The following is a 12387-nucleotide window of genomic DNA, read 5'->3' on the forward strand; positions in this document are numbered from 1 at the left end:
CTCCTGCAAAGGGGGTCGGATTTTTTTTGATCGCTTGTGATGCCAGTTTATTGCAGAAGCCCTGAGTAGGACTCTTTGAATGCGGACTTTGTGAAGTAATCGTTTGCCAGAGCATGGTTCTTCGTTCTTTCAGCCTCCGAAGCGGTCTGCAATGAGGCGATGGGTAAGCCGATGCCATCCAGTACGAAGCCACAGCCTTTTTCCTCCACAAATGCGCTGAAATCACCAATTTGCGGACTGATTAGCACACCAAGACCGGCGCTGAGATACTCTGCAAACTTGGTGGGTGATGCAACCTGATTGGTAACACTTGGTTCGCGCAGGAGCAAACCGTAGTCGGCCAAAGCCAGTATCTTATCGACTTCATTGGGTTTCACCCAACGCAATTGTACCCGGTCCTTGAATTTGGCAAGCGGGGTTCCTTCAAGCGTGTCCATCGGCGTGAGCAGCCAGATATGCAGCAATGGTTCATCGTGCAGCCAGCCTGCCATGGATTCCATCAGCACATTAAGCGATTGCCAGCCCGCAGCCGAACCTGAGTACACAAGGCAGATGTTTTCCGCAGTGAGGCCGGCTTCTTTGCGGAGCTTTTCTCTCTGTTCTGATGGCATCAGAGCCGAATCATGTTTAGAGGAAAGGGTGCAAGGTATTACCTGCGTATTTTTGCCTTCAAAACCAAAGTACTTCTTCCAGTAGGCCACCAATGACCTGGAAACGGCAAGTTGTGCATCCGACTGTTGCAGGGCTTGTTTTTCGAGTTCCCGAACTCTGCCTATAAACGCATCATCATCTACCACACGGTACTCTTCAAACTCGGCAAAATAAGCTCCTCTCGCATCGAGAACCAGCTTGAAATGTGGCAGGAGCTTTCGGGCCGACGCGGCAAGGTGAAACGAAAAAACTCCGCGGGCCATCACATTTTTGGGCCGGAGCAGCAACAGGATAAGCCACAGCGATGGGGCGTTCCAACGCCAGTTTTGCATCCTCGGAACCATCGGAAACACCCATGCCGACGGGCTTAAAGCCTTGATTTTCTTCCGTGAATCGGAATACCGTCGTACCGACACAAAGGCCACCAACTTTGTTTTGCTGACTCCTTCCCGGTTCAGAAATGCAACCACGTCACACACCTGACTGGCGTACACTCCTGAAGGCTGGTCGTTGTAGGTTACATACACGGTCATCGGGGCAAAGCTAAGGAAATGCCCTGCTCAGCCTGCGCTGCCCGACCCGTTAAACCTCAAATCACCCAAACGGGTGACGACTGCACAAGGCGTTTACCGGTATTTTGCCAACAAACCAAACCTAAAAACACCATGAAGAATTTTTACGCACTTGCTGTTGCCACGATTTTGTCGGCATCGCTTATCGCTCAAGACTACTACTGGGTAGGCGATGGTGGTAACTGGAGCGACCTATCGCATTGGGCAACTACTTCCGGTGGAAGTACTTTACACACCGAGCTACCGGGCCCTGATAATGACGTTTACTTTGATGCCAACTCATTTTCCACCATCGGCCAAACAGTTACACTCGACCTGCCCGAAACCTACTGCCGAAACTTCACGGCGGTAAATGTGCAGCACAATCCCACCATTGTCGGATTGAATTTCTACGATCAGATTCATATTTACGGCGATTTGAACATGTCTTCGGCCATGGGCAGAAGTTTCCGGATGATGATGATGATGAGTGACACCGAAGCCCAGATTACCACCGGTGAGCTTAACCTGGGCGGATTCTTACAACTGGTAGGTGGAGGGAGTTTCCATCAAAACGACTCCATTTCTGCGGATAATGTATATGTGTACGGGAGTGAACTCAACACCAACAACCATCCCATCCATACTACACAGCGCATATATGGTAACCAGCCCAATTCCACCCTCAATCTGGGAACGTCCAACATCTATACCCGCTTGTGGTGGATGATACCGGGCACCAACCTGGATGCAGGCAATGCCACCATTTATTTCGGAAGCCAAAACAACATTTTCGGTGATTTTTACGGTGCGGGGCACTACTATAACTACGTGGTTTTTACAGGTGAGGCCGAAATCAAAGGCGAGAACTTTTTCGGTACGTTTGAGGCCATTCCCGGGGCAGATATTGCTCTGACGGCCGGGACTGTGCAAACAGCCGATCAGTTTGTGCTTCACGGCTCGTCTGCAGAGGCGGCATCCATTCGATCTACCACCGTGGGCACACAAGCCACGCTTTATCAGGCCTCTGGCGAGGTGAATGCTTCGTATCTCATTCTTCAGGACAACAATGCAAGCGGTGGCGCTGAATTCAACGCCGAAGAAAGCATCGATCAGGGAAACAACACCGGCTGGAACATTTCCATTACCGTACCAATGGATTACTACTGGGTAGGTGGCGCAGGAAGCTGGGACGATATGAGCCACTGGGCAACAACCTCCGGCGGAAGCAGCTTTCACACGAGCCCTCCCACGGCGGTGGATGATGTGTACTTCGACGAGAACTCCGGTTTGAATTCGGGAAACAATGTAAACCTTGGAACTACCACCCGCAGCTGCAGAAATTTCACCATCACCAATGTGAGTGAAAATGCAATCATTAATCAACCGGGCACGGGAAATCTTAACGTGTATGGAAACTTCATCAGCGACAGCGACGTGTTTATTTCACTGGGAAATGTGAGTCTGCTTTCAGAATCAGATGTAACCCTTTCGGTTGCGGGCGGGAGCATGGGCAACAGCTGCAACCTTACAGTCAACACCGGTGGCTCCGTGCAGTTGCTCACCCCTTTATCGCTCCGAAGCCTGGCTTTCCAAAGCGGAAACTTCTTTGCCAATGGCAATGATATCAATGTGTTGTTTCAGCTTCAATTTACTTCCAATTCGGTGGCATTTGCCGATCTGTCAGGCATCTCGCTGAGTGTTCGCTTGTTCCAGAACAGCGCTCCTCCGGGGCAGTTTGCGCTGAGCAACACTGAGATATTCTCCAGCGGGTCCTTCCATTCCAACGGTCAGGATTATTACAAGGTATATCTCGAAGGTGCAGCGGGAAGCCCTACACAAAATGTATACGGAAGCTTTTTTGCAGTGGAACTTACCATCCTTCCCGGTGCCATTGTGGAGCTTCAGGCGGGCATTACGGTCACAACCGAAGCACTGATTGTTGAGGGTACGGCTGAAGAGCCCATTGAGATCTTCAGTTCGCAGGAGGGTTCGGAAGCAACCTTCAGCCAGTCCTCGGGAACTGTAACTGGCAATTTCCTGATTCTTCAGGATAACCACGCAACAGGTGGCGCAACCTTTATCGCCAACAACAGCCAGGAATTGAGTAATGTCGTAGGCTGGAACGTGGTGACTTCAACCCACGAAATTGCAACTAACGAAATACCCGCGGCTTTTCCCAACCCTGCAATGAATGTGGTCAATGTGTGGGGCTATCACGGCGAAACGCTGCATATTTTCAGTATGACAGGAGCTTTGGTGAAGTCGGTTGCGCTGATGGAAGGCAACAACACCATTGGCTTAGATGGATTATCGCCCGGGATGTACATCCTTGACATTGCCTCGGACGTGCAGTGCCGCAGCGAGCGTATTGTGGTGAAATAGACCAACCGTTTTTGTCCCAATGATTGCCAAATTAAGTTGTGACAATCTTTGAATGGGTCATTAATTTTGCGGGCAGATGAAAACGGTGTACAACATCGGGTCTGCCCGTTTTTTTATGTTCGTGCTGCGAGGTTGTTTTTTCCTCGTTTTGAGCAGTAGAGTATGCGCTCAGCCAGAAAGTGATTTGGCTGCTGATTGCCACCGGCAAATTCATGAAGCCAACGCGCTACTCGCCAATCACCCTGACTCTGCATTTGCCATTGGAAATGATGTGCTGGCTGCAGATTGCGCTGCGGAATCCATAGTGCGAATGAACGCCTCGGCTTTGGTTGCCGAAGCCGCGCAGCAACTCGGTAAGTATGACTTATCGTCTGAGTTTTTTCTCCGCGCCATTGAATTAGCCCGTTCTGAAAACGATCCCCACAAACTCGCGTCGTTTTACAATGGCCTGGCATCAAACTTCTACTATCTCGGCAACCTACCCAAGGCTGCAAATTACCTGCAACAGGCGGCGGATTTCAAACTTCAGGCGGGTGATTTGCGGTACTATGCTGTTGTTATGGGTAACCTGGCCACTATATATCACGCGCAGGTGGAGCATGATAAGGCCATGATCATTTTGCGCAATGCCGAGCAACAGCTTTTTAAAGACTCCGGCGATGAGGTACCCTTTTACACGGCCGGATTGTACAACGCCATGGGCAGTATCCAGCAAGTGGGCTTAAGCCATCTCGATTCCGCCGCTTATTACTTTGAAAAAGCACTGCTTAGCGCTCAAATGCATGAGGACTTACCCAATGAAATTACCGCGCGTCACAACCTGGGTGAAGTGTACACCCATCTCGGTAAACTTCAGGAAGCACGCTCTTTGCTGGAGGGAGCCCTCGAAATGAGCGAGCAGGCTTCGCGCCCCTACATTACACTCAATATCTATCGCAGTTTGGCCTTTCTGCACGAAAAAATGGGTAACTATCAACGCGCCTATGATTACAAAAAGCAACAACTCGAACTTCGTGAAGAACTTTACGAAGACGAAACCCGAAACAAGGTAGAGCAGCTCGAAACGCAGTTCAGAACGGCGCTCAAAGACGAGCAAATTGAGCGGCAGCAATCCGAAATCCTTCAGCAGCAGCTGGAGGCTGAAAAATTCCGCAGCCGATGGATTAACCTGTTGCTCGGCCTGCTCGTATTGCTTCTTATCACGGCCATGATTGCGCTTTATTACTACCAGCGCAAACGCTCACGCGAACGTCTGGAAGAGGCCAAAGCGCGCATCTACCAACACATTGTACACGACATCCGAACGCCTCTGAGCTTGATTACCGGCCCGCTCAACAAAATCAGGCATCGGTTTAATGCCCCCGAGTTTGAGGAAGACTTCATCCTCATTGAACGCAATGCGCGGCGTTTGGTAAATCTGGTGAATGAACTGCTCGAAGTTTCAAGGCTCGATAGCGGCCGTTATCGCCTGGCCGTTCAGCAAGGCAACCCTGTTGAGTTTATCCGTGGACTGGCAGAGGCTTTTCGCGCCGAGGCAGAAGCCAATGGCGTTTCGTTGCAGGTGAATGCCCCGGAAGTGGAGGCGAATTACAGGTTTCCGGCCAACGCGCTTGAGCACATTACGGCCAATCTTGTCTCCAATGCCATAAAATTCACCCCATTGGGTGGTGAGGTGCGCGTTACGGTATCACTCAATCCCCAACATGATTTAATGATTGAAGTGAGTGACAACGGACCGGGAATAGCGGAAGAGTGGCACGAACGCATCTTTGAGCGTTTCAACAGAGGTGAAGCCGGTAAGGATGTACCCGGAACAGGAGTTGGCCTTTCGGTGGTGCGCGAACTCAGCAACCTGGTGGACGCTTCCGTAAAACTGAGCAGCGAGCCGGGCAAGGGCACCACCTTTACGGTGAGCCTGAATCTAGGCAAGCCTGTGTTGTTGCCGGAGCAGATGGAAGATGTTGAAGAATTACCGGATGAACGACCGCTTGTGTTGCTTGTGGAAGATGACCCTGATATGGCCACCTTTACAGCGGGCTTGTTGCGCGCTGAGTACCGTGTGCTGCACGTGTCCAATGGTGTTGAAGGGCTTGCAACGGCCCTGCGCGAAATGCCTGATGTCATCTTAACCGACGTGGTAATGCCGGGGATGGACGGCATAGAAATGCTGCGAAAACTGCGGGCCAACACCCTTTGTGAGCACATTCCGGTGATCGTTTTTTCAGCTAAAAGTTCGGTACAAAGCCGTGTGGAAGGTCTTGAAGCCGGAGCCATTACCTACCTCGCCAAGCCTTTTCACCCCGACGAATTAATGCTTCAGTGCCGGAACCTGTTTGCCTACCTCGAACAATTGAAAGCCCGATTTCAGGAGAGCACGGGCAATGAAGACATAACACTGGAGGAGCGCCTGAGCGCCGGAAATCCATACCTGAAAGAAGTTGTTGAGAAGTTACTGGCACGTTTGGACGACAGTGCTTTTGGTGTTCCTGAACTGTCGGATGCCATGCACTTGAGCCGAAGTCAGCTTCACCGCAAGATTAAGTCGCTTACAGGTCATTCAACCGGTCAGTTTATGCGGGTAGTACGACTCGAAAAGGCACATGAGCTACTAAAAACCACCCACCTCAATGTAACGGAGGTAGCTTATGCTTGTGGCTTTGGCGGCCAGAGCCAGTTCACGCGGTCTTTTACCCAGCACTTCGGGTTTGCCCCAAGTAAACTGAGCTGAAAAGCAGGGTTTTTGCTTTCATGCAACAAAATGTGATGGAGTTGCAACTGACGGCAATGCAGGTTATGGCAGGGCTTCGGAGATTTGCAGTAAACAAATCTTCAGCAAACATGAAACTACGCAACCTTATCGCATCGCTCTTGCTTCTACCCCTTTTTGTACAGGCTCAAATTGATTTTACACCTGGGCTTCGCAGTTACCATCCGACAAATGGTGATAATTACAATGCTTCATCGAGCGCATTTACTTTTCACGCCTCGTTTTTCAATTCATCCTTTGGCGAAAATGCTGCAGGAATTGACGATGCGGCCGGTTTTTTTGGAGGAGCAAACAGGGTGAACCTCAGCAACCGGTTGGTGAATCACACAGCCAACTTTTCCGTTGAGCTATGGTTTCGCGCCGAATCAGAGTTTTTTCAGGTGCTCTTTTGGGAGGGAGCCATGGACCAGCGAAGCGTATGGATTCGGGTAGAGCCTTCAAACAACCGTATTCGCTGCTATGCTGGCCAGCCGGGCAATACTGCCTCTGCCATGACAAGCAGTGCATATAATGACGGAGAGTGGCATCACCTCGTTTTTACCGGCTCAGGGGCGAACCTTCTCAGAGTGTATGTAGATGGTGAGCTTGAGCAGGAGGTGATACAGGGCTATTCATCGGGTGCCACCACACAATTCTCGCGCTTCGGGTGCCGGGCAGACCTTTCGCAATATCTTACCGGCGGACTGGATGAGGTGCGTGTCTGGAACTACCCACTTAGCGCCGCAGAGGTAAGTGCCCTCTACAACCAACCCCGCATCATGATTGACCAGGAGGACCTTGGTTCGTTTTGTGCCGGGGCCACTGTTCAGGTTCCCTTTGCGGTGATTGGTAATAACCAGTTTGAACAGGACAATACATTTTACCTGCAACTATCCAACAAGGAGGGCAGTTTCCGTTATCCCAAAACCATAGGTAGCGCAGCCGGCACCGGTAGCGGAACCATTCAGGCTGCCATTCCTGATGACGTGGGCTCGGGCAACAACTATCGCCTGCGCGTGGTGGCCTCGCGCTATCCAAAAGTTTCAGACAACACCGCAAGTCTCAGCATCAACAACCCCAATGCTGCGTTGGGTAATGATATCAACTCCGACCTGCTCTTGTACTATCCTTTTGATGGCGACGCAACCGATTTTTCAGGATTTGGGCTGGACGGTGCCATGTCAGGAAGCCTCGTGCCCGTGCAAGACCGAAACGGCAATCCAAACAGCGCTTTGAGCTTCGGAAGCCAGGGACGTGTTGAGGTTGGTGCTCCGTATCAACTCACTTCGTTCAACCAAACCCAAAACCCCATTTCGTTTTCGTTCTGGATTCGTCAAAGTTCTACCCCCATGACATACAGCTATATTTTCTCGGCGTGGCAGCAGCCCATTTCAGGCCCTGGCGAAGGACTCTGGATAGGCACCGGTAGCTTTGGGGCGGTCATGTTTCGGGTAAACGGCAACCAAACCGTTACGGCTGCAATCACCAACAACGCCTGGCAGCATTTTGTATGTGTTTACACCGGTAGCCAAATTCAGATTTACCGTAGCGGAAACCTTATCAATACCAGCAATGTAACGGGCAATGTGCGCATACTCACACCCATAGAAATGGGGCGCAACACACAAGGCTTTACCAGTCCGCAGGAATTGAACGGCCGCCTGGACGAGTTCAGGATTTATGGCCGGGCGCTCACTGCCATCGAGGTTTCTACGCTGCACCAAGATGGTTTGGTGCGCAACAATGGTCCGCTGTGCGATGGGGATACAGCACAGTTTTTCGGCCCCGGGTTTCCTGAGTACATCTACGATTGGAGCGGTCCGGCGGGCTTTAGCAGCGACGAGCAAAATCCGCAATTTGCTCCCTATAATGCCATTGTGCACTCCGGCGATTATTCACTTTCGCTTATGCACGAAGGATGCGTGGGTACTCCGCTGATTACGCATCTAACCTCAGATGTGGCTCCTGTGGCGGGCGTGCAGGGAGCGGAGATTTGTATCGGCGATTCGGCCACCATCAGCGCATCGGGCGCCGAGCTCGATGAGCATTACCGCTGGTACGCCGATGAGTTGGGTGAGGAGCTTATTGCGAGCGGAACTTCATCCATCACCGTATTGCCCGATCAAACCACCACGTACTATGTGAACATCAAGCCCACCGAAGACTGCCAGGGCCCCATTACCCCCGTATTGGTAAGCGTGGGTGCCGATAACGTGCAGGCCTCGGCCAGTGCTGCGGAAATATGTCCCGGAGATGAAGTCACCCTCACAGGATCCGGTGCAGCCACCTACAGTTGGAGCGGAGGCGCTGTTGACGGAGTGCCCTTTGTGCCCCAGCAAAGCACCACCTATGTGCTTACCGGAACTGATTCAGCCGGGTGTGTAGGCGTGGATTCAGTGTTGGTTACCTTGCTTAACCAACCGCTCACACCCCAAATCCAGGGAGATATGTTTTTGGATTGCGATGCAGCGGGCGTGGTGTACCACGTGGAATCTCAGCCCGGTTTTACCTATGAGTGGACGGTTCCCGATGGCGCAGGGTTTTCCGGCCAAGGCGCTGACTCCATTGTGGTGGATTTCAACAGCCAGTTTGGATGGATTACCGTAACAGCCATTTCGCCCGACGGCTGCGCGGGTAACGTCGAAGAGATTTTTGTGCAATGTGTGACCAGTATTGAGGAGCTCACAGAAGCGGGCATCACCCTTTACCCAAATCCCGTAAGCAATATGCTGTTTCTGGATTTGAGCAACAACAGCGATTTGCGCGGAGTGGAGCTGTACGATGCATCCGGCAGATTGCTCAAAACACTCCCCGTTAAGCCGGGCACCCTGCACCATGTAGATGTGGCCGGCTGGGCTGCGGGGCTGTATATCCTCAGGGCTTACAACAATGAAAAAACCATTTCATTCCGCGTAGTGAAAATGTAGTCTCGTTCATGTTGATTCGTGAGAGCGCGCAGAATCGGTTCGGTTCTGCGCGTTTTTTCTTGTGCATGCTTATTCAAATGGTTGTTGTTGCCAAATTGCAACAACGATTCAAGCTGTAAACTAATTCCTTGCGGCAAGTAGTCCCGAAGTAATAATCAGCGCTGAATGCAACAGTTTGTAATGAACATGCAACAGCGTGTAACGCATGTTAACAAGCGTGTTCGGAGATTTGCAGCAAACAAATCTTTCGAAAATATGAAACTACGCAACCTTATCGCAGCACTCTTCTTATTGCCGCTTTTTGTACAGGCCCAAATTGACTTTTCGCCCGGACTTCGGAGTTATCATCCCATGAATGGTGACTATGACAACGTATCGAATAGCGCGTTCAATTTTCACAGTAGCTTTTTCAACGCGTCATTTGGCGAGAACGCAGCAGGGTTAGACAGTACTGCCGGAGCCTTTGACGGAGCCAGCAGGGTAAATGTAAACACCCGTCTTGTCAATCAAATTGCCAATTTTTCGGTCGAAATGTGGTTTAGGGCGGAGTCTGAGTTTTTCCAGGTTCTTTTCTGGGAAGGGCTCCTCAACCAGCGGAGTGTTTGGATACGTGTTGAGCCTGTAAACAACCGGATACGATGCATTGCAGGAACTCCCAGCAGTGCTGCCATTGTGAACACGGATAGTTCTTTTGCCGATGGCGAGTGGCATCACCTGGTGCTGACTGCGGCTAATAACAATCTTTTGAGTGTGTATGTGGATGGGGTACTAAACGCTCAGGTACAGGAAAACTATACTGGTGGAGCCACAACGCAGTTTACACGCTTCGGATGTCGGGAAGATTTGAGTCAGTTTCTTACCGGTAACCTCGATGAGGTGCGCGTCTGGAACTATCCTCTTAGCGCCGCAGAGGTAAGTGCCCTCTACAACCAACCCCGCATCATGATAGACACAGAAGACCTTGGTTCTTTTTGTGCCGGGGCCACAGTTCAGGTTCCCTTTACACTGATTGGCAGTAACCAGTTTGAGGAGGATAACACCTTCTACCTGCAGCTCTCTAATCCGCAGGGCAGTTTCCGCTATCCCACAACCATTGGTAGCGCTGCCGGCACAGGCAGCGGAACCATTCAGGCTACCATTCCCGATGACGTGGGCTCGGGCAACAACTACCGTGTGCGCGTGGTGGCCTCACGGTACCCGAAAGTTTCAGACAACACCGCAAGTCTTAGCATCAACAACCCCAACGCAGCTTTGGGTAATGACATCCTTTCCGACTTACTGCTGTATTATCCTTTTGACGGCGATGCAACCGACTTTTCGGGCTTGGGACTCAATGGCTCCATGTCGGGTAGCCTTGTACCCGTTGACGATCGAAACGGCAATCCCAACAGCGCTTTGAGTTTTGGCTCAGGCGCACGCGTTGGAGTCGGCAGCCCCTTTCCTCTAACACAATTCCACAACACCCAGAATCCCATTTCCATTGCTTTCTGGCTACGCCAGAGCAGCACGCCGGCGAGTTTTGGCTATGTATTCTCAGCATGGCAGCCAACAGCAGGAGGTGGGGATGGACTGTGGATTGGCACTACCAGCAGTGGTACGGTGCGCTGGCGAGTGAACGGAAACCAGTTTGTGCAGGCAGGCAATACCAATAATCAGTGGCAGCATTTCACCTGTGTGTACACCGGTAGCCAGCTACAGATATACCGAAACGGCACCCTCATCAACACAAGCAATGTAACTGGAAACGTACGCATTCTGTCTACCATTGAAATGGGCCGCAATACTCAAGGTAATTCAGGAGCACAGGAGCTGACAGGACGGCTCGACGAGTTTAGAATTTATGGCCGGGCGCTGACTGAACATGAGGCTATGACGCTGTTTCACGATGGCCTGGTGCGCAACAACGGACCGCTGTGCGATGGGGATACAGCACAGTTTTTCGGCCCCGGGTTTCCTGAGTACATCTACGATTGGAGCGGTCCGGCGGGCTTTAGCAGCGACGAGCAAAATCCGCAATTTGCTCCCTATAATGCCATTGTGCACTCCGGCGATTATTCACTTTCGCTTATGCACGAAGGATGCGTGGGTACTCCGCTGATTACGCATCTAACCTCAGATGTGGCTCCTGTGGCGGGCGTGCAGGGAGCGGAGATTTGTATCGGCGATTCGGCCACCATCAGCGCATCGGGCGCCGAGCTCGATGAGCATTACCGCTGGTACGCCGATGAGTTGGGTGAGGAGCTTATTGCGAGCGGAACTTCATCCATCACCGTATTGCCCGATCAAACCACCACGTACTATGTGAACATCAAGCCCACCGAAGACTGCCAGGGCCCCATTACCCCCGTATTGGTAAGCGTGGGTGCCGATAACGTGCAGGCCTCGGCCAGTGCTGCGGAAATATGTCCCGGAGATGAAGTCACCCTCACAGGATCCGGTGCAGCCACCTACAGTTGGAGCGGAGGCGCTGTTGACGGAGTGCCCTTTGTGCCCCAGCAAAGCACCACCTATGTGCTTACCGGAACTGATTCAGCCGGGTGTGTAGGCGTGGATTCAGTGTTGGTTACCTTGCTTAACCAACCGCTCACACCCCAAATCCAGGGAGATATGTTTTTGGATTGCGATGCAGCGGGCGTGGTGTACCACGTGGAATCTCAGCCCGGTTTTACCTATGAGTGGACGGTTCCCGATGGCGCAGGGTTTTCCGGCCAAGGCGCTGACTCCATTGTGGTGGATTTCAACAGCCAGTTTGGATGGATTACCGTAACAGCCATTTCGCCCGACGGCTGCGCGGGTAACGTCGAAGAGATTTTTGTGCAATGTGTGACCAGTATTGAGGAGCTCACAGAAGCGGGCATCACCCTTTACCCAAATCCCGTAAGCAATATGCTGTTTCTGGATTTGAGCAACAACAGCGATTTGCGCGGAGTGGAGCTGTACGATGCATCCGGCAGATTGCTCAAAACACTCCCCGTTAAGCCGGGCACCCTGCACCATGTAGATGTGGCCGGCTGGGCTGCGGGGCTGTATATCCTCAGGGCTTACAACAATGAAAAAACCATTTCATTCCGCGTAGTGAAAATGTAGTCTCGTTCATGTTGATTCGTGAGAGCGCGCAGAATCGGTT

The 12387-nt window shown here is 51.7% G+C and carries 5 protein-coding genes; 4 read left to right on the forward strand and 1 reads right to left on the reverse strand.

What is annotated here, in order from left to right; genetic code table 11:
- Positions 1-47 precede the first annotated feature (47 nt).
- Positions 48-1184, reverse strand: a complete 1137-nt coding sequence (locus tag EA392_04990) for a hypothetical protein (protein ID TVR39984.1) — start codon at positions 1182-1184, stop codon at positions 48-50.
- An 18-nt stretch (positions 1185-1202) separates the two neighbouring features.
- Here EA392_04990 and EA392_04995 point away from each other — a divergent pair, with 18 nt between their 5' ends.
- From EA392_04995 to EA392_05010, 4 genes are all read left to right on the forward strand, one after another.
- Entirely contained in the window at positions 1203-3587 is a 2385-nt protein-coding gene (locus tag EA392_04995) for a T9SS C-terminal target domain-containing protein (GenBank protein TVR39985.1), read from the forward strand.
- 76 nt (positions 3588-3663) lie between these two features.
- Entirely contained in the window at positions 3664-6315 is a 2652-nt protein-coding gene (locus EA392_05000; GenBank protein TVR39986.1) for a response regulator, read from the forward strand.
- Between the two features lie 20 nt (positions 6316-6335).
- Positions 6336-9260, forward strand: a complete 2925-nt coding sequence (locus tag EA392_05005) for a T9SS C-terminal target domain-containing protein (protein TVR39987.1) — start codon at positions 6336-6338, stop codon at positions 9258-9260.
- A 165-nt stretch (positions 9261-9425) separates the two neighbouring features.
- A complete protein-coding gene (locus EA392_05010) occupies positions 9426-12347 on the forward strand; it encodes a T9SS C-terminal target domain-containing protein (protein TVR39988.1) in 2922 nt (973 codons plus the stop codon).
- Positions 12348-12387: the final 40 nt, after the last annotated feature.

It is taken from the genome of Cryomorphaceae bacterium (assembly GCA_007695365.1).
Lineage (GTDB): Bacteria > Bacteroidota > Bacteroidia > Flavobacteriales_D > SKUL01 > SKUL01.

Excerpts from the sequence above, each read along its gene's own strand:
- EA392_04990 (TVR39984.1), bottom strand. The coding sequence starts at position 1,184 with ATGACCGTGTATGTAACCTACAACGACCAGCCTTCAGGAGTGTACGCC.
- EA392_04995 (TVR39985.1), top strand. The coding sequence starts at position 1,203 with ATGCCCTGCTCAGCCTGCGCTGCCCGACCCGTTAAACCTCAAATCACC.
- EA392_05010 (TVR39988.1), top strand. The coding sequence starts at position 9,426 with ATGCAACAGTTTGTAATGAACATGCAACAGCGTGTAACGCATGTTAAC.
- EA392_05000 (TVR39986.1), top strand. The coding sequence starts at position 3,664 with ATGAAAACGGTGTACAACATCGGGTCTGCCCGTTTTTTTATGTTCGTG.
- EA392_05005 (TVR39987.1), top strand. The coding sequence starts at position 6,336 with ATGCAACAAAATGTGATGGAGTTGCAACTGACGGCAATGCAGGTTATG.